At 43.7% G+C, this 26,254-nt stretch carries 12 protein-coding genes; 11 read left to right on the top strand and 1 reads right to left on the bottom strand.

Annotated elements, in window-relative coordinates; all coding sequences use genetic code 11:
* Nucleotides 1-278: 278 nt before the first annotated feature.
* Genes K429_RS0108280 through K429_RS0108255 form a run of 6 tightly spaced genes read left to right on the top strand, consistent with a single transcriptional unit; the run spans nt 279 to nt 9,805 of the window.
* Nucleotides 279-2,213 (top strand): sialate O-acetylesterase, encoded by a 1,935-nt coding sequence (locus tag K429_RS0108280; protein ID WP_007216911.1) that lies wholly within the window; start codon nt 279-281, stop codon nt 2,211-2,213.
* A gap of 13 nt (nt 2,214-2,226) precedes the next feature.
* Entirely contained in the window at nt 2,227-3,291 is a 1,065-nt protein-coding gene (locus tag K429_RS0108275) for a glycosyl hydrolase (protein WP_026366598.1), read from the top strand.
* A gap of 34 nt (nt 3,292-3,325) precedes the next feature.
* Nucleotides 3,326-5,326 (top strand): hypothetical protein, encoded by a 2,001-nt coding sequence (locus K429_RS0108270; protein WP_022208465.1) that lies wholly within the window; start codon nt 3,326-3,328, stop codon nt 5,324-5,326.
* Nucleotides 5,327-5,337: 11 nt separating this feature from the next.
* Nucleotides 5,338-7,671 (top strand): glycoside hydrolase family 127 protein, encoded by a 2,334-nt coding sequence (locus K429_RS0108265; protein ID WP_026366597.1) that lies wholly within the window; start codon nt 5,338-5,340, stop codon nt 7,669-7,671.
* Nucleotides 7,672-7,673: 2 nt separating this feature from the next.
* Nucleotides 7,674-8,846 carry a hypothetical protein gene (locus K429_RS0108260; protein WP_026366596.1) on the top strand — a complete coding sequence of 391 codons (1,173 nt, stop codon included), beginning with the start codon at nt 7,674-7,676 and terminating at the stop codon, nt 8,844-8,846.
* Nucleotides 8,847-8,872: 26 nt separating this feature from the next.
* Nucleotides 8,873-9,805, top strand: coding sequence for a family 43 glycosylhydrolase (locus K429_RS0108255; protein WP_007210837.1), 933 nt, complete (start codon nt 8,873-8,875; stop codon nt 9,803-9,805).
* Between the two features lie 79 nt (nt 9,806-9,884).
* Here K429_RS0108255 and K429_RS0108250 read toward each other — a convergent pair whose 3' ends face one another.
* Entirely contained in the window at nt 9,885-13,796 is a 3,912-nt protein-coding gene (locus K429_RS0108250) for a two-component regulator propeller domain-containing protein (RefSeq protein ID WP_026366595.1), read from the bottom strand.
* Between the two features lie 260 nt (nt 13,797-14,056).
* On the opposite strand from K429_RS0108250, the gene K429_RS0108240 reads away from it, so the two are divergent.
* From K429_RS0108240 to K429_RS0108220, 5 genes are all read left to right on the top strand, one after another.
* A complete protein-coding gene (locus tag K429_RS0108240; protein WP_026366594.1) occupies nt 14,057-17,269 on the top strand; it encodes a TonB-dependent receptor in 3,213 nt (1,070 codons plus the stop codon).
* A gap of 19 nt (nt 17,270-17,288) precedes the next feature.
* Nucleotides 17,289-19,106 (top strand): RagB/SusD family nutrient uptake outer membrane protein, encoded by a 1,818-nt coding sequence (locus K429_RS0108235; RefSeq protein ID WP_026366593.1) that lies wholly within the window; start codon nt 17,289-17,291, stop codon nt 19,104-19,106.
* Nucleotides 19,107-19,225: 119 nt separating this feature from the next.
* The gene (locus K429_RS0108230) at nt 19,226-20,809 is read left to right on the top strand and encodes a sulfatase (RefSeq protein ID WP_026366592.1); all 1,584 of its coding nucleotides are present in this window, start codon (nt 19,226-19,228) and stop codon (nt 20,807-20,809) included.
* 26 nt (nt 20,810-20,835) lie between these two features.
* Nucleotides 20,836-23,151: a glycoside hydrolase family 20 protein gene (locus K429_RS0108225; protein WP_026366591.1), complete on the top strand. Its 2,316-nt coding sequence runs from the start codon at nt 20,836-20,838 to the stop codon at nt 23,149-23,151.
* A gap of 27 nt (nt 23,152-23,178) precedes the next feature.
* Complete coding sequence (locus tag K429_RS0108220; RefSeq protein WP_026366590.1) at nt 23,179-26,244, top strand: glycoside hydrolase family 2 TIM barrel-domain containing protein; 3,066 nt, start codon at nt 23,179-23,181, stop codon at nt 26,242-26,244.
* Nucleotides 26,245-26,254: the final 10 nt, after the last annotated feature.

Here is a 26,254-nt window from a genome sequence, read left to right as displayed (position 1 = left end):
AGAGGCTTTTAGTATGGAGTGAATCAGGAGTAAGAGTCTCACTCAGTTTCAACAGGGAAGAACTTTAGTTTCACCAAGGAGAAACAAAGGTTTCATCATGAAGAAACTATAGTTCCACCTTGTTGAAACAAAAGTTTCTCCTTGTTGGAACAACGAAGCGTCTCAGTATGGGATTTGTATAAGTCGGGAAGTACAGTCAATGAACTAAGGTAAAAGGATGTGCCTCTTCGAATACTTCTTTTAAAGATAAGATAGGTAAAATAAATAAAAATAGAATTATGGTATACAAACGTGTAAGCTCAGCTTTATTCTTTTCCATCGTGTGGATGTTACTGGTCTGCCCGAAGGCGTACAGCCAAAGCAATTCTATGCGCGTAGCTCGTATCTTCTCAGATAATATGGTGCTTCAGCAGGGGATATATGCACCGGTCTGGGGGTGGGCCGATTCCGGAGCAACAGTCCGAATCAGCATGAGTGAAAAAGAGTATGAAACTGTTGCTGATGATACAGGTAAATGGTTGGTTAAGATGGAACCACTGCCGGCAGGAGGTCCTTATACATTGAGTGTGAGTTGCGGTGGACAGAAGGAGGTGTTCAAGAATGTAATGATTGGCGAGGTATGGCTGGCATCGGGGCAGTCGAATATGAATTACAGGGTTGGTGCTGTCTTGTCTGCCGATGAAGTGATTAAGGATGCCAATTATGCGGATATCCGTGAGTTCTGTACTCCCGAAGTTGTAAGCAGAACTCCTCATGCTGATTTGACGGGTGGAGAGTGGAAGGTATGTACCCCGGAGACGGTGAAGGGATTTTCGGCAGTAGCCTATTTCTTTGCACGTGCTCTGCATTTGGATAAGAAAGTACCGGTAGGGATCATTCATACCTCCTGGAGCGGTACTATCTGCGAAGCATGGATTAGTGCGGAAATGCTTTATACGATCCCCGCTTTTAAGAACCGGGTGATTGAAGAGATTTATAAGAGTGATGAAGATTGGGCAGCTCTCCACCAGTTGGGAGTTGAGAAGGATAGAGAGCGTGAGAAGATTGTTCAGACTACACAAGTGGGGCTGAAACAAGGTGCTCATAAACTTTCTTTTAATGACAAGGCATGGAAAGAGGAGGCTTATCCGGTATATCCTCCGCGTGTAGGTTTGGGCGGTTATCAACTGCTTTGGCTAAGAAAAGAAGTCACACTTTCGAAGGAGGCACTGGGTGAAGACTTGATTCTGCATTTAGGGAAAGTTATGACGGGAGACGTCACTTACTTCAACGGGGTGGAAGTAGGGCGTGAAAGATGGGATGGTGTGAGAAGTTACCGTGTTCCTGCCAAACTGCTCAGAAAGGGTAAGAATGTGATTGCCGTACGGCTGTTGTCCGAATGGGGAAATGGACGTTTGGGTGATGAGGCCAGTGATCCGTATTTACATTCTGCTGATAACCAGGTACGTATTTCTTTGAAAGGACAATGGAAGTACAATGGTGAGATAGAGCCGAAGCTTCCGGTGGGAAGGGGTTATTCCAATAATATCACTTGTATGTATAATACAAAGATTGCCCCTCTGCTGCCTTATGGTATTCGTGGTTTTCTGTGGTATCAGGGTGAAGGGAATTCCGGTCAGCCGGAGTTGTATAAACAGTTGCAACCAACTATGATTACCGATTGGCGCATACGTTTCGAACAAGGCTATCTTCCGTTCCTGCTTGTACAATTGCCTAATATCAGCGGAGGCAGTTGCCAGTATTTCCGGGAGGCGCAGGCAGAATCTTTGCAATTGCCTAATGTCGGGATGGCTGTTTCCATAGATGTAGGCGATCCTTATGATATCCATCCGAATAACAAGAAACCTGTAGGCGAGCGCCTTTATCTGCGTGCCAAAGAGATGGTTTACAAAGATAGTGTGGGTGTCTTCCAAGGTCCGGTTTATGATTCATTCCGGATAGAAGGAAACAAGATACGCTTGAAGTTTAAAAGTACGGGAAGCGGTCTGATGAGTAAAGACGGCAAAGATTTACGCACATTTGAAGTTGCGGGTGAGGATGGTAAGTATGTTCCGGCAAAGGCGGTTATCGAGGGTAATGATGTGCTGGTTTGGAGCGATGCAGTGAAGAAGCCTTTATCAGCGCGGCATGCGTGGGACTCCAATCCGGCAGTTAATCTCTATAATAAAGAGGGATTGCCCGCAACCTCTTTCAGAACCAATAAGGAATTATAAAAACGCTATATAGATGAAACGATTATTGTTACTACTCATAGTAGTAGGTGGTTTGATATTGGGGACTGATATGGATCTGAAAGCTCAATCAGCGGCTAAAGAAGAGATGAGAGTCGCTAAAGCCCCTTTGTTCAGAGATCCCATTCATGACGGGGCAGCAGATCCGATGGTGATATATAACGAACAGGAGAAGGCATGGTATATGTTCTACACCAACCGGCGGGCTAATATCCCTACGCAAGGAACCAATTGGTGTTATGGAACCAGGATCGGCGTGGCAGTCAGCACGGATCACGGAAAGAACTGGAATTATGTAGGTGCATTGGATCTTGAATTCGAGCGCGGAAGAAATACGTTTTGGGCTCCTCATGTAGTGTATGATAAAGGAGTATACCATTTGTTTGTCACCTATATCCGGGGAGTGCACGAGTCATGGTCGGGGATAGGCAAGATAGCTCATTATTCAAGTCGTAATTTGTGGAACTGGGACTTCTGCGGATTGATACCTTTGGCCGATGCAGACCCGTTACTGGATGCCACGGTTTATAAGAAACCGGATGGGAAATGGGGGATGTGGTATAAGAATTCGCGTATAGGCTATACGGTGGAAGCTGTGAGCGACGATTTGTATCATTGGACGAACGTACCGGGCATTACGATTGGTGATGTTCCTCACGAAGCGCCTTTTGTGTTCTATTATAAAGAATATTACTGGATGCTGATAGACCAGTGGAATGGCTTTGGAGTGTACCGCTCAAAGGATGCTGAGAAGTGGGAGAAGCAAAGCGTTATATTGGGAAGCAGAGGGGAGCGCAAAGATGACAATGTCCGTGCCAGTCATCCGGGAGTGGTAGTGACCGGAGATAAGGCGTATGTCTTTTATTTCACTCATCCGGGATGGGGGAAAGAGGGAGGCTGGGGCGACGAGACCGGAAAGTTGGATGAAGCCGGTGTGTTGCCTTATATCTATCGTCGTTCGTCGATACAAGTAGCTGAATTGAAGGTAGACAGAAACGGAATAATGGGAAGCGATAGAAATGCCCCTTTTGATTTCTACTTACCTGATGGGTTGAACTAAACTTGATTAAAAACAGAATATTGAAAGAATAACCATGAAAACATTCTTATTATCAATTGTAATAGTATTCACCTGCTCTGTATGGGCAGTAGGACAGAATAACAGAAAACTACTTCCCGAATTATTAAAAGAAGGTAGTATTGATACGTATGGACTTGAAAAAGTTTCCGGAGGCAAGACGTTGCATTGGACGGCAACCCGGCAAGGGGCGAGCGTGACTTTTTCTTCGGGAGAAACGGCCTGGGACTTCTCCCCTTTTGTACATTTAGTTTGTGAAGTCCAGAACCTGGCAGATCATGAGTTATTCGTGGAGTGCCATTTGGATGGCGATTATTGGAGTACAGGTGCGGGGTATGTACCTGCACGGAGTACGAAAAAGATTGAAACTCTGATTTTACGCAAAGAATATTCAAAGCAGCAATTGGAATTGTTTCCCAAAATGAATGGGTTACCCGGTGGTGCTACAAGATTGTGGTGTGGTTATCGTCCGGAATCTATCCATCGTTTTTCCTTGGACTTTCCCCGTATTCAGTCGGGAGATGAGGTCGTGGTGAAGAATGTGATGCTGACCATTCCTTATAAAGAATACTCAGGCAAGGAATATGAAGATTTACTTCCATTTGTGGATGAATTCGGGCAATATGTTCATAGTCGTTATCCTGGTAAGATATCTGGTGTCGGAGAAATAGTGAAAGCGGATAAAAGAGAGGAACAGGATATGAAAAATTATCCGGGCAATAAAAGCTGGGATATTTATGGGGGTTGGGCAAAGGGACCTCAATTGGCTGCTACCGGACATTTTCGCGTAGAGAAATATCAGGGTAAATGGTGGTTGGTTGACCCGCAGGGATATCTGTTTTGGTCGCATGGCATCACTTGCGTAGGTGGAGGAGACGAGACGAATGTCAAAGGGCGTGAGAAGTTTTATCGTCCCTTGAATCTCCCGGCTTCGGTGGATTCATCTTTGTTTGTTTCTGAGCGTAACGACAGGAAAGAGCTTTCTTATTGGAAACTGAATATGTATCGGAAATGGGGTGCTGATTATAAAACCAAAATGATTGATAAGGCAAACCGACGGTTAAAGAGTTGGAATATTAATACCATTGCAAACTGGTCTAATGAAGAAGTGATCCGTACAAGAAAGATTCCTTATACGGCAGTAATCCATACGCAATATGGGCATTTCATACAAGATCCGTTCTCACCGGAATTTCGGAAAGGTCTTGAACGGACCATTGCCGGCTCATCAGCTGCCAATGATGAATGGTGTATCGGATACTTTGTTGATAATGAACTGGGTTGGGGTAATAATACTTATCTGGCTACTTTGGCTTTACAAGGGAGATATCCTTATGCGAAGGAAGTGTTCAAGAATCGTTTGATTGAGAAATATGCATCCTTGGCTGAACTGAATACTATTTGGGGAAGTGAGTTCGCTACTTGGGAAGATTGGATGAAAAATGATTCAGTCTATGCCGGGGCTACAAATGATTTGATTGACTTCACAAGTCATATGGCGAATGCTTATTTTCGTTCTGTCAAAGAAGCATTAAAAGCAAAAGCGCCTCACAAACTGTATTTGGGTTGCCGGTTTAATTATGGAGACTTTGCCGGGAATGCCGTGCAACAATGGATTGTAGATATCGCAGCCAAATATTGTGATGTTGTAAGTTTCAACAGGTATACTTATTCGGCATATTCGCTTCGGCCTTCCAAGGATCGTGATTTTCCGATGATAATCGGTGAGTTCCATTTCGGAGGGTTGGATCGTGGTCTGCTGCATGGCGGGTTACGTTATGGAGGCAGTCAGGAGAACCGGGCTGACTTGTATAAACATTATGTGCAGGATGCCGTGATGAATCCTTATCTGGTTGGTACACACTGGTTCCAATACAATGACCAAGCTGTAACCGGGCGCGGAGATGGAGAGAACTATCAGATTGGTTTTATTAATGTATATGATGCTCCCAACTGGGAACTGATACGTGCTGCACGTTCGGTTGGTGAGACGATGTATGAACTTCGTAGTAAATAAAATATAATATCATGAAAATAGAGAAATACTTTTATGGCGTGTGTGCCTTGTGCTTATTACTGTCCTGCCAGCAAGCGGCAAAACAAGTAGATACTCCGGTTTTACCGACAAAACCTTTTGAAATGGGGGAGGTCGTTATAACTAAGGGACCTTTTAAACATGCGGAGGAAAAGGAGACTGCTTATCTGCTGGAATTGGAACCGGACCGTTTTCTTAGTGGATTCCGCTCAGAAGCCGGATTGGTTCCTAAAGCTCCTAAATATGAAGGATGGGAAAGTCTGGGAGTAGCCGGACAGACATTGGGGCATTATTTATCAGCTTGTGCCATGTACTATGCAACTTCGGGAGATGAACGTTTCCTGCAAAGATTAGAATACACTATTAATGAACTGGATAGTTGCCAACAGGCAAATGGTGATGGTTATCTGGCGGCTACACCGGATGGTAAAAGGATTTTTAAGGAGGTTTCGGCTGGAAAGATATATTCACAGGGATTCGACCTGAATGGAGGCTGGGTACCTCTGTATGTAATGCATAAAGTTCTGGCCGGACTGATTGATACTTATCAATACGCTCATAATGAGCGGGCATTGGCTGTTGCCGAAAAATTGGCCAATTGGATGTATGGTACCTTTCAGCATCTTACAGAAGAACAAATGCAGAAAGTGTTGGCATGTGAGTTTGGTGGCATGAATGAGGCATTGGCTAATTTATATGCTTGTACAAAGAATGAAAAGTTCCTGGCTTTGGCTCAACGGTTCGATAATCATAAAGCTATCATGGATTCCTTAGCGGTGGGAGTGGATGATTTGGAAGGAAAGCATGCTAATACGCAGGTACCTAAGATTATAGGAGCCGCACGCCTGTATGAATTGACTGGTAGTAAGCGTGATTCTGCGATTGCTTCTTTCTTTTGGCATACGGTGGTACAGAATCATTCTTATGTGAACGGAGGTAATAGTGATGGAGAACATTTTGGAACCCCCGGACAATTGAATGAACGCTTAAGCACTTCCAATACAGAAACGTGCAACACTTATAATATGCTGAAACTGACGCGGCATTTATTTTCCTGGCAGTCGCTTCCTGAGTATAGTGCTTATTATGAGAGAGCCGTGTTCAATCATATTCTGGCTTCTCAGAATCCGGATGATGGAATGTGTACTTACTATACGCCTTTGATTTCTGGTGGTAAGAAAGGTTATTTGTCTCCTTTTCAATCATTTTGCTGTTGCAGCGGATCCGGTATGGAAAATCACGTGAAGTATGGTGACTTTATTTATTCTGAAGGCAGTGATTCCAGCCTTTGGGTGAATCTGTTCATCCCTTCGCAATTGAATTGGACGGACCGGAAGATGATTGTTACCCAGGATACGGATATCCCTTCTTCTGATAAAACTGTGCTGACAGTTAAAACAGAAAAACCACAGTCTGTTATATTCCGTCTACGTTATCCGGAATGGGCAGAGTCCATGCGTATCAAAGTGAATGGAAGTTCTGTTTCATTTGAGGCTTCTAATAATAGCTATGTTTCTATTGAGCGGGAATGGAAAGATAATGATAAAATAGAAATTACCTTTAAAATAAAGTTTTATACCGTATCTATGCCTGATAATGAAAAACGGGTGGGTATTTTCTATGGACCGGTTTTGCTGGCTGGTGAGTTGGGAGCGGAGGAACCTGATATGGAAAAAGATATTCCGGTGTTAGTAACCAATAATCAGCCAGTGGACAAATGGTTGGAGAAGGTATCTGATAGCCCTTTGCGATTTAAGACAAAAGGGGTTGGAGAACCGAAAGATATGTCTTTAATTCCTTTCTATGGGATGCATCATCAACATTATATGGTCTACTGGGATTTGTTTACTACTGAAGAATGGAAGGATATGCAGGAAGCCTATAAAAATGAATTAAAGCGGTTGCAGGATCTGGATAAGATAACGGTTGACTACGTTACTTTAGGTGAAATGCAACCGGAGAGAGATCATAATTTCCGTGGGGAGGGTATTGGTAATGGTGTTTCGCACCGGAAAAAGTGGAGAGCGGCCTGGATTGGTGGTTGGTTTGAATTTGATATGAAGGTTTTGCCCGATGTTCCTCAAGATTTACATGTCACCTATTGGGGAGGCGAAACGGCTCATTTGGAATTTGATATTTATGTAGACGGTAAGGTACTGGCCAGGCAACATCTTTATCAGAATAAACCGAATCAGTTCTTTGAAGGAGTATATTCGTTGCCGGAGCATTTCTGGAAAGGTAAGGAAAAGATAACAATCCGTTTTAAAGGCGTACCGGGTAACTGGACAGGAGCAATCTATAATGCGCGTATAGCAAAACATGAGTAGGTATGAAAGTGAAAAGAACATTAAAGATGATAGTCGGCTGCCTGCTGATTACAAACCTGTGTTGGGCAGGAATCACCCAGGAAGGTGACACACTTCCTCCCGGAGTTGTAATACATAATGCACCGGCGATATCTCATGAATATATAGGATCACCCAGCATTGTTATCATGCCGGATGGTACTTATATTGCTTCACACGATTATTTTGGCAAAAAGCTTTCGGATACTTATATCTATAGGTCCGGGGATCGTGGTAATTCCTGGACTCCGATCGCCAAACTGGAATCTCTGACTTGGGCTACACTATTTAACCGTGGTAAAGAGTTGTATCTGATAGGTATATCACCTAAGGTTACAATGGGGTATGGAGATTTTGTAGTTCGTAGGTCATTGGACTTTGGGCGCTCCTGGACAGAACCTAAAGATGAAAAGTCCGGGCTTATCCGATGTGGCTTTTATCACTGTGCTCCGGTCCCGGTAGTTCGTCATAAAGGAAAATACTGGCGTGCTATGGAAAATATGGGACAAGAATGGGGCTGGGGACCTTTCTCCGCTTTGATGACTTCAATTTCCTGTGAAGCCGATTTGCTGGACGCCGGACAGTGGAATTTTAGTAACGAGATACGATATGATTCGTCGTGGAAAGAAGGAGCTACCGCATGGTTGGAAGGCAATGCGGTAGTAACCCGAGAGGGAGAAGTCAAAGATATCCTGCGTGTGGCCTATGGACCGGATGACGTGGCTGCAATGACTTCTGTTTCAGAGGATGGTAAGATTATGACTTTTAATCCGGAGAAAGATTTCATTAAACTTCCGGGAGCGGGCAAGAAGTTCACCATTCGCTATGATAAAAAAAGTAAGAAGTATTGGACGTTATCCAATTTTATATTGGAAAAAGACCGGCACAATATGGATGGTGGTGCTATACGTAACACACAGGTTTTGATGTGCTCGGATAATTTGACGGAGTGGTGTATCAAAGATACGGTGCTGACATGCGATCAACCGGAATTGTATGGCTTTCAATATGTCGACTGGCAATTTGATGGAAAAGACATTGTTTTTGTCTCCCGTACGGCTTGGAGAGATAAAACCGGAAATCCACCCCGGCAACATGATGCTAATTATATGACTTTTCATCGTATTCGGAACTTTCGTGCTTTCAGTAAGAAATAAGGAAATAATAATTAAAGAATAAAAGTATGATAAAGAATCTGTTTTGTTTTTTGATCTGTATATGGCAATGCTTGCATGTTCCGGCGCAATTCCCCGAAACCGATTTTCAGTTATCGGTTGAAAATCCTTTCTTCTCTGATAAGAAGTGGGGAGGTGCTGCTGATCCGGTGATGGTGTGGAACGAACATTATAAGGAATGGTTCGTATATTATACACAAAGGAGAGCCTACTATGACGGTCAGGGAGTAGAGTGGATGCATGGAAGTTCTATTGGTATAGCTTCTTCTAAAGATGGTAAAGAGTGGAAGTATAGGGGTACTTGTGTAGGAGATGAAAATTTAACCAATAAAAAACATACGCAGACTTGGTGGGCACCGGAAGTTATTGTACAGGATGGCTTAATGCATATGTTTGTTACTTTTGTTCCCGGGGTATACCAGGATTGGAATGCAAAGCGGTTTATCAAACATTTTACGAGTAAAGAGGGGATGAGATGGAAATATCAGTCAACTCTTTCATTATCCACGGAACATTGCATTGATGCGGGAGTATGTAAGGTGAGGGATAAGTGGTTATTATGGTACAAGGATGAGGCCAATGATAATCATACTTGGTTTGCAGAGAGTACCGATCTCTATCATTGGGACGTGGTTGGACCAGCTATTACAGACTGCGGACATGAAGCACCGTTTGTGTGGGAATATGATAATAAATATTGGATGATAGTGGATGCTTGGGATAAGGGGCTTCGTATTTACTCTTCGGAAAATGGTCGTGATACTTGGACATATTCTTCAACAATAATCGGTTCTCATCCTGCTATTTATTTAATAAACGGCAAATTTATTTTCTTGTGTCACGGGTCGGCTGGGAAAGCTCGTTTGAACAGTGATAGGGAAACGGCATTATACATAGGAGAATTATTGTATGAAAAAGGGCGTTTTATCCATTCGAATTAATTTCAATATGCCTGTTTATACTGAACCTATTCCTGATAATTCCATAAGATGACTACAAAATATAATTCTTGGAAAAACGTTAGGATGACTTGTGTTTTTCTTTATATTGAGTAGGTGAACACCCCATGTATTGCTTAAACACCGTACTGAAATAGCGGGAAGTTGAGAACCCTGTCTGGTCTGCAACTTCAACGATGCTGAGCGCGGTATGAGTAAGCAGCCAGGCACTCCGTTCTATTCGTAGTTTGGTGATATAATCATTGGCCCCCATCCCTGACAATGCTTTCAGCTTGTTGTAAAGGCCTGCACGGCTGATACCCAATTCCGTACAAAGGAACGGTATCCCCATTTGCTGGTTATCCAGATTTTCGGAGATCAGTTTATTCAGGCGATTGAGGAATTTCTCATCGGCCGAGCTGAATGTACTTTCCTGTGGCAGGGGGAGTGGTCCGGCTTCAGCATAACGTGTCCGTATCCGTTCGCGATTCTTCAGTTGGCTTTGGATAACGGTATAAAGTATGTCTACTTCGAAAGGCTTGGTCAGGTATGCATCCGCTCCGTTCTTGTAACCGAATAACTGACTTTCCTCATCATTGCGGGCTGTAAGCAGGATAACGGGGATATGGCTGATTTCCAAGTCCTCTTTGATATGCTTACATAATTCATAGCCATTCATGCGTGGCATCTGAATATCGCTGACTACAATTTCCGGTGAAGATTCACGGCAGATACGCAAGGCTTCTTCACCGTCATAAGCTATCCGGATTTCTTTGAACTTACTTTTAAGGGCGGAGAATAGATAATCTGTCAGATCTTTGTTATCATCCACGATAAGCAACGTACAGTTTTGGGTATCCTCTTTGTTTTGCATATCGCTTGGGATGCTTTCGACTTCCTGGGTGGGAGCCAGTAACTCATTCAAATAGGCTTGGGGTTGCAGAGTAACCTTTCCCGGTTGTATGTCTCGCGGCAGTTCGAACCAGAAGGTAGAACCGGACATATCTCCATGGTCATAGGCACCTATACTTCCGCCATGTTGCTCTGCAAGAATTTTAGAGTAGGAGAGGCCGATGCCTGTTCCGGGGCGGCTATTGTTGCCTTGATAGAAACGGATGAATAAGTTGTTTATATCCACATCTTTCAATCCGGGGCCTTCATCGGAAACAGAGATGCGTACACGGCTCTTATCGTCTGACAGGCTGGTAGAGACACGGATCAGACTGTTCTCAGGGCTGTACTTCAACGCATTGATCAGCAGATTTATTAATATAGTAGTACATTTCTCTTTATCAAAGCAAAGAGTATCTACTTCCGGTCCGGGACTATATAAGATGGAGATGTCTTTTAATTGGGCTTCCGGTCTGAAATCTGTTATGAGTTGTTCTATCCATGGAGTTAATTCCACAGTTCCTACATTCAGGGTACTTTGTCCTACCTCCATTTTGCGTACATCCAGCACCATATTCAGAAGGTTCTTCATGCGTCCGGACTGTTTGCTGATGCTTTGGATAACCGGATACTTGTCGTCTTCAGGCGATAATGATTCCAGCAATTGCTTTAATGGGGCGTGTATCAGGGTGAGTGGGGTGCGCAATTCATGATTGATATTGATAAGGAAACGTACTTTCTCTTCATAAACCTGTTGCTCATGTTCCTTCATGGCCCATTTCAATTTGTTTTCCTTGCGATGCAATAGGGAGAAGAATGCCAGTATCACTCCTGAAACTATCAATATGAAACAAATACTGATAAACCAGTTGGATTTGTACCACGGTGGTAAGACTACGAGTTCCAGAATCTGATAATCCTTAGTCCATCCGCCGGTACGAGTACTGCAGGAAGCCATCACTTGGTAAGTTCTTGCAGGCAGTCCGCTTAATGTCAGTTCCGGTTGATAGGAGTAAATCACTTGCCCTTCCATACCGAGTAAAGTATAACGATACATCGGTTTGCGGAAGATATCTTTGTCGTGGGCAATGATTTTAATAGTGATGGGCTTACTTTGTTCTTCTACTTTTAGTCTTCGTCCGGTGCTCATCAGGGCATTCATACGTTCTCCGCCTACCAAAACGTCTGCCAGTTCAAGAATTGGAGGGGTGTTTGGTTCGTTAGGGAGTTGCTTGTTGATACAAAGCAGTCCGTTGACACCTCCCATATAGATATCGCCTTGCGCGGAAAGTAAACGGGGCTTCTCCAGATACTCGTTCAGAATGATTCCATCTGACTCCCCGTAAAGAATGAACTCTCCTTCTTGAATTAGGTGAGCGAATAGTTTACTGTCTGCTCCTATCCATACACGTCCCCGCTGATCGCAAATTAGTGAATTAATTTCATTGATCAGACTATTGGGAATATTGATGCATTGCTTTTTTTCCATGGAATAATAACTAAGCCCATAATTGCTTCCTATCCAGAAAATCCCGTTTTCATCGGCAGATACAGAATTGAATATGGTATCACCTTTGCAACTGTATAAGGTTTCTAACCGATTCTTTCGGGAATCGATCCGGTAAATCCGTTTGAAATCATGCAGATAGGAGACGAAACCGTTCTGGCATATAGGCAGGAGCGTGCCGACGACATCTTGGGCAGGTTTGTCCAGAGGAATAGGTGTGAAGTCTTTCCGGGTTAGGTGGTAGCTATAAGGCATTTCGGATAGCAATAATATCGTTTCCGGTGTGTTCCGGAATACATTAACCGTTTTTCCCCGTTTGCATAAGAGGGTATTTATACTATCGTTGATGATAATAAGTGGTTGGTAGTTTTCAGTTTGTTTATCAAAAAAGAATAACCCTTTGCTGAATAAAGAAACCAGAAGATATCTCTGATCTACCCCTGTGATGGAAGATACTTTATCTCCCCAGGTAGAGAGTACATGGTGGAATTTCTTAGTGACAGGATCAAGGCGGTTGATTCCGCCACCATCTGTTCCAATCCATATGTCTTCTTTTTCATCCTGGTAGATGCTGAGTGTCGACTTTTCACTGAGTGCGTATTCAAATCCGGGCAATGCATCCGAATATATCTTCATTCCCGCTTCTTTGATGTGTATTAAGCCGGCACGCACACTGCCTGCCCACATATTATTATTGGAGTCAGTATATAAGTAAAGGATTGAATTCGCAGGTAGTGAGTATGGATCTCCGGGAACTCGCACAAGAACAGACATCGTATCATCCTTGGGGTTCAGAATATAGATACCGGACCCATCCGTACCCACCCATATCTGTCCGTCACGTTCGGCTAAAGAAAGTATGACATTGGTCTGCAATCGGGAGTTTGTGGTATCATAAGAGTGAAGAAGCTTACCGTTCCGGTCGTAGCACTTCACACCCTGATGGTAAGGAGCCACCCATATATTCCCGTTTTTGTCGATAAGAGTGGCTATCAGTTCGTTACTTTCGAAAGGTACGGGATGGGTCTGACCTGTCGGGAGATCAATGAGTAGTGCACGACTCCATCGGTTGGTGCACATCAGGGTATGATCGTCCCATTTCTGGAGGCTGGTAATATTATACTTATTATTAGTGAGGGCACACAGGAATCTGATTTGGTGATTGGCATAGTCATACTTATATAATTTGCCGCTTCCACCGAATAATACACCATCTTCCCAAGGACAAATGGAGGTAGCTATTACCGGATTATTATCCTCATCGCGTGCCTGCCGGAATTCATCTTCCTGATAATTGTAGTAGAAAAGCCCTTTGGGAGTAATGGCCCAAATGGTATTTTCTTTGTCTTCAATGATGTGAGTGATATTATCGTGGAGGTATTTCCTGAGTTCGTAGCCATCGAAGCGTCCGATACCTGATCTTGTTCCAATCCAGACATACCCTTTTTCATGGCTTACTACCAGACAGCGAACCGAAGAAGACAGGCCATTTTGGGTACTTATCTGTTGGAAAGCATATTGAGTATTTCCTGCCATCTTGTATGAAAAGGATAGTAGCAGGGATAATAGTAATGTGGTTAACAGGGTTTTTCTCATGGGTATTGTGGATAGGTTGGAGCAAAAATACTCTTTTGTTGCGAACCGCACAATACAATTTGCAGGAAATTACTTGGAAATAAGCTCCAAATTTGTCTACTTCGCCTCCAGTTTTGACTATTATTTGTTTTTGCTGTCCGGATAGTCAATTTTGGACCTTGAAATAGTGAATCTTGTACAGACGCTCCTTTACTATCGTTTTACATTTGCATCACAAATCAATGTTAACGATAGTTTATAACTAATTTAAATTTAATTCTATGAGACAGAAATTATTGAATGTATTTCTGGTATGCCTGCTCTGTTTGACATCTACTGCCGCTGCTTTGGCACAGCAAACGATTAAGGTGACAGGTAAAGTGATTGACAGCACCAATGAAGGTGTACCCGGTGTCAATGTACAAGTAAAAGGAGGGGCTTTAGGAACCATTACCGATGTAAATGGTAACTATAAGATCGATGTTCCCAACTCTAAATCCGTATTAGTATTTTCTTTTATCGGTTATGAAACGCAGGAACTCCCTGTGGGAAACAAGACCGTAATAAATGTATCATTGAAAGATGATACGCAAGTGTTGGATGAAGTAGTGGTAGTGGCCTACGGTACAGCGCGTAAAGGTGATGTAACCGGTGCGTTAACCAGCCTGCGTCCTGATCCGAACGATGCGGCTAAGGCTACTTCTCTTGATAACTTATTGTCCGGTAAAGTGGCAGGTCTGGTCGTTAACTCAACTTCTTCGGCTGTTGGTTCCGCTTCTTCGGTTACGATTCGTGGTGCCAGTTCACTCCGTGGTGACAACCAGCCGTTGTATGTTATTGATAATGTGCCGCAAGCTTCTACCGGTGAGTTTTCTTCTTCCGGTATCAGTGGCGATTTCCAGATCAATCAAGATCCGTTGTCATCTTTGAACCCTGGCGATATTGAAGATATTACCGTTTTGAAAGATGCTTCTTCAACCGCCATTTACGGTTCGCGTGGTGCCAATGGTGTAATTCTGATTACCACTAAGAAAGGTAAGGCTGGAAAAGCTAAAGTTAACGCTTCGGCTACGTTCACAATTGCCAATACTACGAATCTGTTGGATATGATTAACTTGGAAGAGTATGCTAATTATGCAAATAGCAGAATTCAGGATGGCCTTGTACCATTTCATCTTGTAGGTGACCAGGTAAGATATGTATTCAATGGTTCTTACGACAAATATGATGCTAATAATCCCGAAACTTACAACGTTGTAACCTACCGCAACTGGCAGAAGGAAATCTATACTTCGGCATTCTCACAGAATTATTCTCTATCTTTGAATGGTGGATCGGATAAGATTACCTATTATATATCTGCCAATTTCAAGGACATCAACGGTACGGTAAAGCAAACTTCTTTGAAACAGGGTGACTTACGTGCCAATCTGAGCGCGGAAGTATCAAAAGCTGTAAAGATTGACCTGTCTTTGAGTGGTGCTCTTCGTCAAAATGATATGATGGCGGGCGGTAATACATTGGGAGGAGCTACTGGTGCTATCTCACGTACGGCATTGGACTATGCTCCATTTGAAATGCCGGAAGGTGATCCCAGTTTTAATAATGAGAATAAGACAACTGTTTTCAGTTGGTTGAATGATTATGTAGACGTAACAGATGATAAAACTTTCAAAGCCAGTCTGGACCTGACCTGGAAGATTAACAAGTTCTTCCGTTATAACCTTCGTACCGGTGGTAACCTGAATATTAACGAGCGCAAGCGTTGGTACGGTCTGCAACTTTACCAAGGTATGAACAACCAAGGTTTGCTGGCATTGTCAGACTTGAATAAGAATAATGTTTCCGTTGAGAATATCTTGAATTACAGTACGAAGCTCAAGTCCTTTGCAACTTTGGATGCTACGGCCGGTGTTACTTACGAAGATTATAACTTCCTGAACAAAAATACTACCGCCAATCAATTCACTTTCTTTGAAATGCGTGAGAATGGTCTTCACATGGCAGGTAATGTAAACAATGCCCAGCCTATCCAGAAAGACTACCAGTTGGTTTCCTATCTGGGACGTGCTAATCTTTCCATTCTCGACAAGTACTTGATTACTGCTTCTTTCCGTGCTGACGGTTCCAGTAAATTTGCTAAAGGCAATCGTTGGGGATACTTCCCGTCTGCATCGTTGGCATGGCGTATGGAACAGGAAGAGTTTATGAAAAATATCTCTTGGTTGAGCCAGTTGAAGATTCGTGTGAGCTATGGTGTTACCGGTAATCAAAGTATTGATCCGTATTCTACCTTCTCTATGTATGGTTCTAACTCCAATCTTTATTATGCTGATGGTTCCGGTAATGCCCAGACAGCCTTTACGGTAACCAATCTGTCAAATAATAGCTTGAAATGGGAAAAGACAGCTTCATGGAATGCCGGTTTAGACTTCGGTTTGTTTAACTCACGCCTGAGTGGTACTCTCGATGTGTATCAGAAGAAGACTACTGACTTACTTATTTCCAGAACTCTGCCGGGTTCTGCCGGATTTGCTTCCACCTATTATAATCAGGGAGCAATGAAGAATAATGGTGTTGAACTCTCTCTGAATGCACAGATTATTGATAAGAAAGATTGGAAATGGAGCGTAAGCGGTAACATCGGTTTCAACAAGAGTGAGATTGCCGAGTTGGGACTTCTGCCATCTGACTTTGGTTTTCTAGGTGAGAAAGTAGGATATTATGGTAACTCGATAGGTGACCACTTCGGTGTAGGCCATGTCTTCCTGGAAGGTGAAGCTCCGGGCTTGTTCTTCGGATATGTTACACAGGGTATCGTACAGCCGGAAGATATAACAGAACAAGGTGTGAAATATACCAAAAAAGACGGTACAATTGGTTATTACCAGACATTCAACAAAGTAGCTCCGGTAGCCGGTGATATCAAATTTGTAGATAGCGATGGAGACGGTGATGTAAATGTAAACGACCGTGATGTTATCGGTGATCCGAATCCTGATTTTACCTACGGTTTCTCTACAAATATTTCCTGGAAAAACCTGAGTCTGTCGGCTTCGTTTGCCGGTGTACAAGGGAAAGATATTCTGAATACCAACAACCGCTATGTTAATACTCCGGGAACCAGATCTAATAATCTCACCCGTAAAGCTTATCAGAATATGTGGACAGAAAGTAATCATTCCAATCTGTATCCGAGTTCCACATTCGTTATACAGAACTATGTTATGGACCGTTATGTAGAAGATGCCAGTTATCTGCGTTGTGCCGACATTACTCTGAACTATATATTACCGAAAACATGGATGAGCAAGATTGGTTTCCAGAATGCTTCGGTTTATGCTTCCGTTAAGAACGCATTTATTATCACCAACTATAGTGGCTACGACCCTGATGTAAACTTTTTCGGTTTCGACGGTCTTCGTCCGGGTGTAGATATGGGGGCTTATCCGACTCCGCGTTCGTTTATATTCGGCTTAAACTTGACTTTCTAATATTAAAAACATGAAGAATATGAAAAGATATAAATATTATATACTGTCTTTGGCTGTACTGTGCAGCTTTTCAGCTTGTGACTCTTTACTGAATGAAGATCCCTTATACTCTCAGAACAGCAATATTGTTTTCCAGACCGAAGATAATGCAGAATTAGCTCTGTTAGGATGCTATGGTTATATGTCGGCCCCTAATGCCTACGGACAGATGTGGCAGGAAGCTCCTATTGTAGCTTCGGGTCTTGCATGGGCACAACGTCCTGAGGATTTGAACTCGTTGAATACATTGGCTGCCAATAGTTTGGTATCCTTGGCTTGGGGAGGTATGTACAAGGCGATAGCCGAAATCAATGCTTTCCTGGAAAGTATTGATAAGAGCGGGCTGAGTGCAGCAGTCAAGACTCAGAAGGGTGGCGAAGCTAAATTTTTGAGAGCACTGGCTTACTATAATTTGGTTTCCACTTTTGGTGATGTTCCTTTGAAAACGGTTGCTTCCTCTTCCGAAGGTATTTCTATTGCCCGTTCACCCCGTGAAGAGGTATTCTCACAAATCACACAGGACCTGGTGGATGCTTTGTCTATTTCTGAAAAATCAGCAGTGGGCCGTGCTAATTCCTGGGCTGTAAAAGCTTTCCTGGGTAAAGTATATTATAAGATGGCTGCTCTGGGTATAGATGCTGCCGCCAATTGGCAGAATGCAAAAAACATGTTTGATGCAGTATACACAAGTCATGTTTATTCGTTGGAACCTAAGTTTGCCAATTTATTTGGTGAATATGTGTCAACCTCCAAGGAGTCTATCTTCCAGATGAACTATTCAACAGGAAATGCGAACGGGTGCTACAATCGTGGCAGTAACCGCTTTGCTCCTCAGGCTTCTACTAGTGGCATCAATTGGAGTACGTATCGTGTAGCTAAGTTCGCTTATGATATGCATGAAGGTACTTACCCGGGAGATCCTCGTATTGATGTTAATTTCTTGACAAAGTGGAGAGCTCGCAATGGTAATAATCAAGCTAATCCGAAACCTCAGGTTGGTACTGCACTTTGTGCTAACGACTCTGTATGTACGTACCCTTACTGGAAAATCAAATATACTGATATGACAGTACCCGGATCGAACAATGTGAATATGGAGGTTATAGCCAAGATGCCTTATGCAGAATTTCCTAATCCGAAGAACCCGAGCCTTAGCGTTTGTGATAATTACGAGGCTACACACGGGGTATCTCCGTATAACTCTTCAGTAGCAAAAGCTGTAAATGACTTTGCAAAAACAGGTAATGCAGAAAAGTGGCCGTACTTTGGTAAGTTGTACGACCAGACACAAACTGGTACGATGGCCCACAAGAACTTAATGGTTTATCGTTACGCTGAAATGCTGTTACTGATGGCTGACGTTTACAATGAACTGGGTGATACTCCGAAAGCTATCAGCCTGGCCAATGAAGTACTGGCCCGTGCCCGTAAATCCGGAGCCGTTTCTTCTGCACAACCTGCAGACTGGTCGGCATCACTTACCAAAGAACAGGTTACGGAAAAATTGTATTTTGAACGTATCATCGAGCTTTGCGGCGAACCCAGCATTTACGATATGGTACGTATCCGCGGTACGGTATACTTCAAAAAGTTCCTGGAACTGAATACTACTCATGAACTGACCATATTGGGAGAAAAGAATTATACTTCAAGTGTAAACAATTTCGCAGATCGTCTCCTGAACAATGGTAGCCTGACGGATGACTTCCTGAAAAAGAATTTGCTTCTGCCGATTCCTACCAGTGAAATAGATGCTAATCCGGGCCTCACGAATAACGATAATAACTTTGGTTATTAATCATCCGGAATCTATAGAGTTTACAATAGGTTATTAGATTTTCCCGGATGCGGGGTGGGAGTTGTCTTCCACCCTCGCATTCCACATCCGGATTTTTAAATATTTAATTAGATTCGATTATGAACACGATACAATCAGGATTGCTTTTTTCTCTGACCGGTGTCGCTGCTGTGGCATCCATGACTTCATGTACTTCACAAAAGAAAGCTGAGGAACAAAAGCAATATAATATAGTATACATCATGACGGATGATCACACAGCCCAGATGATGAGCTGTTATGACCACCGCTACATGGAGACGCCGAACCTGGACCGCATTGCTGCCGATGGAGTACGTTTTACAAACAGCTTTGTGGCTAACTCTCTGAGTGGTCCCAGCCGTGCCTGTATGATTACGGGCAAGCACAGTTGTGCCAATAAATTCTATGATAACACAACTTGCGTATTCGATGCTTCGCAGCAAACTTTCCCAAAACTTTTGCAACAGGCTGGTTATCAGACTGCGTTGGTTGGTAAATGGCACCTGGAAAGTTTGCCTACGGGTTTTGATTACTGGGAGATTGTGCCCGGACAAGGTGATTACTATAATCCTGATTTTATCACTCAGGACAATGATACTATACAGAAACACGGTTATGTGACCAATATCATCACTGATGACGCTATCGACTGGATGGAAAATCAGCGGGATACAAATAAGCCGTTCTGTATTTTAATTCATCATAAAGCGATTCATCGTAACTGGTTGGCAGATACCTGCAACCTTGCACTTTATGAAGACAAGACCTTTCCGCTACCGGACAATTTTTTCGACGATTACGAAGGACGTCCTGCCGCTGCTGCACAGGAAATGAGCATTGTGAAAGATATGGATATGATCTATGACCTCAAAATGCTACATCCGGACAAAGAAACCCGGTTGAAGTCTCTTTATGAGAAATATATCGGCCGGATGGATGAGGGGCAGCGTGCAGCATGGGATAAGTTCTATGGTCCTATCATCGATGATTTCTATAAAAAGAATCCTAAGGGTAAAGAACTTGCCAACTGGAAGTTCCAGCGCTATATCCGCGACTACATGAAGACTGTGAAATCACTGGATGATAATGTAGGCCGTGTGCTCGATTACCTGAAAGAGAAAGGATTGCTGGATAATACATTAGTTGTTTATACTTCCGATCAAGGTTTCTATATGGGTGAGCACGGATGGTTCGACAAGCGTTTCATGTATGAAGAATCCATGCATACTCCGCTGATTATGCGTTTGCCGAAAGGTTTCGACCGTAAAGGAGACATCGGAGAGTTGGTACAGAACATTGACTATGCACCCACATTCCTGGAACTGGCCGGTGTGAAGGTGCCCGAAGATATTCAGGGACTTTCCCTGGTGCCATTACTGAAAGGCGAAAGACCTGAAAACTGGCGGAAATCCCTGTACTATCACTTCTATGAATATCCTGCTGAACACATGGTGAAGCGTCATTACGGGGTACGTACAGAACGTTACAAGCTGATTCATTTCTATAATGACATCGATGAATGGGAATTGTACGATTTACAGGCCGATCCGACCGAAATGCGTAATATCTATGGACAGCCGGGTACGGAAGATATTGTGAAGGAACTGAAAACCGAACTTACGGCATTGCAGGAACAATACAATGATCCGGTACGCTTTTCCCCAGAGAGAGATAAAGAATAATTCATATTATCAAACGCTATGACCTTATGAAATATATATATACAGTACTGCTTTGTCTGTTCCTGGCAGTAACAAACATTCAGGCTGATAACTTGACACAACCTTTTTCATTAGTTCCCTGCCCGGTGAGTTTAGTACCGGGCACGGGTAACTTCCACTTCTCCGCTAAGACGAGTTTCGCAGTAGAGAATGAAGGACAAGCTGAGCAAGTGCGCCAGTTCACCGAACTTCTTACCCGTGCGGGAGGTTTTACTCCCCGCATAAAGATAGATAGCCGGAAAGGTGATGTCTGTCTGGTGACGGACGCAACCTTAAAAAGTGAAGCTTACAAACTGGAGATAACGATTAAGAAGATAACCATCCGTGCCTCCGATCTGCAAGGTTTCTATTATGCCCTTCAAAGCATTCGTCAATTACTTCCCTCTGCGATTGAAAGTGAACAAGTGACGGAGAATGTCGATTGGACTGTTCCGGCACTGACTATCACCGACCAGCCCCGTTTCGGTTATCGGGGACTATTGGTAGATGTGGCACGTTTTTTCTCCCCCAAGGAAAACTTGTTGCGTATTATCGATTGTATGGCAATGCTGAAGTTGAACAAGTTACATCTGCATCTGGTAGATGACAATGGTTGGCGTATTGAGATCAAGAAATACCCCTTGCTCACAGAAATAGGATCATGCCGTGTAGACCGTCCGGGCAAGACATTCCCCGAACGCCGTAATCCCCGTCAGGGTGAACCTACTGTGGAAAAAGGATTCTATACGCAGGATGAAATCCGCGAGATCGTGCGCTATGCTCAGGAACGGCATATCGAAGTGATCCCGGAAATAGAAATGCCGGCACATAGTAATGCTGCATTGGCTGCTTACCCTTTGCTGTCCTGTCCGGTAGTGGATAAATTTATCGGTGTATTGCCCGGTTTAGGCGGGAATCATGCGGATGTTATCTTTTGTGCAGGAAATGACAGTGTATTTACTTTCCTGCAAGATATTCTGGATGAAGTACTCGAATTGTTTCCCTCAAAATATATCCATTTAGGTGGTGATGAGGCGAGAAAGACACATTGGGAAGAATGTCCGTTGTGCCAGACACGGATGAAAGCGGAGAGTTTGGAGAATACAGAAGAATTGCAAGGCTATTTCATGGCACGGGTGGCACGATATGTGCAGAATAAGGGACGTGAAGTGATAGGATGGGATGAACTGACGAATGCCAGAATCCCCGAAGGAAGCATTATCCTTGGATGGCAAGGTTACGGACAGGCTGCACTGAAAGCTGCTGAATTGGGTCACCGCTTTATCATGACTCCTGCCCGGATATTGTATCTCATCCGCTATCAAGGTCCCCAATGGTTCGAACCTATTACCTATTTTGGGAATAACACCCTGAAAGATGTCTATGACTATGAACCTGTGCAGAAAGACTGGACACCGCAGGCTGCATCTCTGCTAATGGGGGTTCAGGCGTGTATGTGGACAGAGTTCTGTAACTCTCCGGCAGATGTGGACTACCTGCTTTTCCCCCGCCTGTCGGCATTGGCGGAAGTTGCCTGGACGAAGCCTGCACGCAAGAACTGGGCTTCTTATCTGAAAGCTATGGACCACTTTAATGAACACTTGGCTGCAAAAGGAATTGTCTATGCCCGGTCCATGTATAATATACAACAGACTGTAACTCCCAAAGAGGGTCGTCTGCAAGTAGAACTGGATTGTATTCGCCCTGATGTACAGGTGCGTTATACAATGGATGGCAGTGTGCCGACTGCGCAATCACCCCTTTATACAAAACCGTTGATGCTTACAGAGGCCAAAACAATTAAGGCAGCAACCTTTGCCGGAAACGAGCAATTGGGACAAATGCTGGAGTTGCCTGTCATCTGGAATAAAGCGACGGCGAAGCCTGTAAAGAGTGCCGGTACAGGAGATCTTTATATGCTGACAAATGGGATACGGGGAAGTCAGAAATATACCGATCTGGAATGGTGCTCCTGGATGAAAAGCGATACGGTTACTTTTACCCTCGACCTGAAGAAACCGGAATTGGTGAATAAACTAACGTTAGGCTCTATTACGAATTATGGCATGGCAGTGCATAAACCTGCTGAAATAGAAGTTTGGATTTCAGGTGATGACAAGGAGTATCGCAAAGTAGGTGAGTGTAGCTACACAAAGAACGAAATCTTCCGTGAAGGTGTATTTAGAGAAGATATCCCGTTTGAAATAGGGACAGAGGCACGTTATGTTCGTGTAGTAGCCCGTGGAGCAGGAGACTGTCCTTTCACGCATGTACGTCCGGGACAGGAAGCGAGGATATACTTTGATGAGATAATAATAGAATAGAAAATTAGAAAAATGAGATATAGTACCATGAAAAAGACCCTGTTGAGCTTGTGTCTGACTTGCCTGCTTACCACCCCTGCTATAGCACAGACTGTACAGCCGGAATGGCAGAGCCAGTATGCTATCGGAAAAAACAAACTGGCACCACATACTTATATATGGCCTTATGCGAATGCTGATGCTGCGGGTGAAGGGAATTATGAGCAATCACCTTATTATATGAGTCTGAACGGTAAGTGGAAATTCCACTGGGTGAAGAATCCCGATCATCGTCCGAAAGACTTTTATAAACCTTCGTTCTATACGGGCGGATGGGCAGATATCGATGTACCCGGTAACTGGGAGCGTCAGGGATATGGTACGGCTATTTATGTGAACGAAACTTATGAATTTGATGATCCTTTGTTCAACTTCAAAAAGAATCCTCCGCTGGTACCTTATGCAGAGAACGAAGTAGGTTCTTATCGCCGTACGTTCACGGTTCCTGCTGACTGGAAAGACCGTCGCATCGTGATTTGCTGTGAAGGTGTGATCTCTTTCTATTATATTTGGGTGAACGGACATATGCTGGGTTATAACCAGGGTTCAAAGACTCCTGCCGAATGGGATATCACGGACTATGTACAGGCAGGAGAAAATATCGTGGCACTTGAAGTATATCGCTGGAGTGCAGGTTCCTATCTGGAGTGTCAGGATATGTGGCGGTTGAGTGGCATTGAACGGGATGTCTATCTTTACAGTACTCCACGCCAGTTTATAGCTGATTATAAAGTGACTTCTTCTTTGGATAAGAAAGAGTATAAGGAAGGATTTTTCGGCCTTGATGTAACAGTTGAAGGAAGTGCGACTGGTGTGTCTACTTTGGCATATAGTCTGGAAGATACTGCCGGAAAGACAATATTACAAAATGAAATACCGATCAAGAACCGTGGTTTGAGTAATTCTATTATCTTTGACGAACAGTCTCTTCCAGGTGTAAAACGTTGGAGTGCAGAACATCCGAATCTTTATACGTTAATATTGACGTTGAAAGATGATGCAGGACATATAACACACCTGACCGGTTGCAAAGTTGGTTTCCGTACTTCTGAAATCAAGGATGGCCGTTTTTGTATCAACGGGGTACCTATATTGATAAAAGGTGCTAACCGGCATGAACATTCACAGTTGGGACGTACTGTCAGCAAAGAACTGATGGAAGAAGACATTCGCTTGATGAAGCAACATAACCTGAATACTGTGCGCAACTCGCATTATCCGACACATCCGTACTGGTATCAACTCTGCGACCGTTACGGCCTTTATGTGATAGATGAAGCAAACGTCGAATCGCATGGTATGGGGTATGGCCCGGCTTCATTGGCAAAGGATAGCACTTGGCTGCCTGCACACATGGACCGTACGCAACGTATGTACGAACGTGCCAAGAACCATCCGGGGATCGTGATCTGGTCGTTGGGCAACGAAGCGGGTAACGGAATCAATTTTGAACGGACATATGATTGGATGAAGTCCGTTGAAACCACCCGCCCTATACAATACGAGCGTGCCGAACAGAATTATAATACGGATATCTACTGCCGTATGTACCGCAGTGTGGAAGAATTGCTGGCCTATGCCCGCCAGACAGAACCGAAAGTGTATCGCCCTTTCATCATGACTGAATATCTGCATGCTATGGGCAATAGCGGAGGCGGATTGAAAGAATACATGGATGTTTTCGAAACAGAACCTATAGTGCAGGGCGGTTGTATCTGGGATTGGGTAGATCAGTCTTTCCGTGAAATAGATGCCGATGGTCGTTGGTATTGGACTTACGGTGGTGATTATGGTCCGAAGAATGTACCCAGTTTCGGGAACTTTTGCTGCAATGGTCTGGTGAATGCTGTCCGCGAACCTCATCCGCATTTGCTGGAAGTGAAGAAAACATATCAATATATAAAGACTACATTGATTGATAAGAGCAACTTGACTTTAAGTATAAAGAATTGGTATGATTTTACGAATCTCAATGCTTATACCTTACACTGGCAGGTGGTAGGTGATCATGGGAAAGTGATTACTGATGGTACTCGTCGGGTAGATGCCGCTCCGCACGCCACCGTTGAAGTTACGCTGGGTGCTGTACGTTTACCTTCTGATGTTCGTGAAGCTTATCTGAACTTAAGTTGGACGTCTGTGGATGCTGCTCCGTTTATTAATACGGATTACGAGGTAGCCTATGACCAATTTGTTCTTTCGGGTAATAAGAACTACCAGGCTCCGGAAACTAAACTTTCGGGTAAGGTGGAAATGAATATAGATACGGCAACAGGGGCGCTTCACTCTTATATTTATAATGGGAAAGAATTACTGGTTTCCCCCGTTACATTGAGCCTCTATCGTCCGGTGACGGATAATGATAACCGTGAAAAAGTAGGAGGAGCCAAAGCTTGGAAGAAAGCTGGGTTGGATCAGTTAACACAGCGTGCCCTTACCGTGAAGACTTCTACCCGCAGTGGACGTGCCGCAGTGGAATTATTAAATGTCCGTGGTGAAAAAGTGGGAACCGCTTCTTTCATCTATACACTAAAGAAAAACGGCGAATTGGATATACAGACACACTTTGTGCCGGATACTACCGTTATCACTTCACTGGCGCGTGTAGGGCTTACTTTTGAAATGCCCGATGCTTACAATCAGGTGTCTTATCTGGGGCGTGGAGAGCATGAAACTTATATGGATCGTAATCAATCCGGTAAAATAGGTATTTATCACGCCGATGTGGAGCGTATGTTTCACTATTATGTTCGTCCGCAGGCAACGGGTAACCGTACGGATGTCCGTTGGATGCAACTTGCTGATGAGGCAGGTGAGGGGCTAGCATTCCGTTCCGATGCCTCGTTCCAGTTTAGTGTGATTCCTTTTACGGATGAGAATCTGGATGCGGCAACGCATATCAATCAATTACGGCGCGAAGGAGTGGTAACTGTTCATCTGGATGCCGCACAGGCAGGAGTCGGTACGGCTACCTGTGGTCCTGGAGTATTGCCGCAGTATCGTGTACCTGTGCAGGATTACACATTCCGGTTTACAATCCGTCCTTTGAAATAGATCGAAATCT

Source organism: Bacteroides sp. 14(A) (assembly GCF_000526555.1).
Taxonomy (GTDB): domain Bacteria; phylum Bacteroidota; class Bacteroidia; order Bacteroidales; family Bacteroidaceae; genus Bacteroides; species Bacteroides cellulosilyticus.
Note: the sequence above shows the minus strand (reverse complement) of the source record. Positions and strands in the feature narration are given on the sequence as shown.

Excerpts from the sequence above, each read along its gene's own strand:
- K429_RS0108280 (WP_007216911.1), top strand. The coding sequence starts at position 279 with ATGGTATACAAACGTGTAAGCTCAGCTTTATTCTTTTCCATCGTGTGG.
- K429_RS0108275 (WP_026366598.1), top strand. The coding sequence starts at position 2,227 with ATGAAACGATTATTGTTACTACTCATAGTAGTAGGTGGTTTGATATTG.
- K429_RS0108270 (WP_022208465.1), top strand. The coding sequence starts at position 3,326 with ATGAAAACATTCTTATTATCAATTGTAATAGTATTCACCTGCTCTGTA.
- K429_RS0108265 (WP_026366597.1), top strand. The coding sequence starts at position 5,338 with ATGAAAATAGAGAAATACTTTTATGGCGTGTGTGCCTTGTGCTTATTA.
- K429_RS0108260 (WP_026366596.1), top strand. The coding sequence starts at position 7,674 with ATGAAAGTGAAAAGAACATTAAAGATGATAGTCGGCTGCCTGCTGATT.
- K429_RS0108255 (WP_007210837.1), top strand. The coding sequence starts at position 8,873 with ATGATAAAGAATCTGTTTTGTTTTTTGATCTGTATATGGCAATGCTTG.
- K429_RS0108250 (WP_026366595.1), bottom strand. The coding sequence starts at position 13,796 with ATGAGAAAAACCCTGTTAACCACATTACTATTATCCCTGCTACTATCC.
- K429_RS0108240 (WP_026366594.1), top strand. The coding sequence starts at position 14,057 with ATGAGACAGAAATTATTGAATGTATTTCTGGTATGCCTGCTCTGTTTG.
- K429_RS0108235 (WP_026366593.1), top strand. The coding sequence starts at position 17,289 with ATGAAAAGATATAAATATTATATACTGTCTTTGGCTGTACTGTGCAGC.
- K429_RS0108230 (WP_026366592.1), top strand. The coding sequence starts at position 19,226 with ATGAACACGATACAATCAGGATTGCTTTTTTCTCTGACCGGTGTCGCT.
- K429_RS0108225 (WP_026366591.1), top strand. The coding sequence starts at position 20,836 with ATGAAATATATATATACAGTACTGCTTTGTCTGTTCCTGGCAGTAACA.
- K429_RS0108220 (WP_026366590.1), top strand. The coding sequence starts at position 23,179 with ATGAAAAAGACCCTGTTGAGCTTGTGTCTGACTTGCCTGCTTACCACC.